The sequence below is a fragment of the Vibrio sp. D173a genome (assembly GCF_030248475.1).
Map to the genome: position 1 here is coordinate 1 of NZ_JAHGAH010001652.1, position 418 is coordinate 418.

Genomic DNA, 418 nt, shown 5'->3' on the forward strand with positions numbered 1-418 from the left:
ATAGCTTATGTCGATGAAGGATAAATAAACGATGAGCAAGCAAGACGAAAAAATTGTTATGGGCAAGTTTGGTGCTACCTATGGCATTCGCGGCTGGCTGAAAGTTTTTTCCTACACAGACAATGCTGAAAGCATATTCGATTACACCCCTTGGTACATTAACCAAAAGGGTAAGTGGGTTGAGTTCAATGTTGAAAGCGGGTAGCGCCATAACAAAGGTATGGTGTGTAAGCTTGAAGGGCTTGAGGTTCGTGAAGAAGCTCAGACTCTGACTAACTTTGAAATCGCTGTAGACCCGGCATCACTACCTGAATTGTCAGAAGATGAATTCTACTGGCGTGAATTGTTTGGTATGCAAGTTGTTACCACTAAGGGCTATTCCCTTGGTGAGGTCACTGACCTATTAGAAACTGGCTCA

Annotated in this window: 1 pseudogene; it reads left to right on the plus strand. The window is 43.3% G+C overall.

From position 1 onward, the window contains the following. Positions 1-31 precede the first annotated feature (31 nt). Positions 32-418: pseudogene (gene rimM / locus KIV40_RS35355) on the plus strand (ribosome maturation factor RimM); the annotation flags it as partial.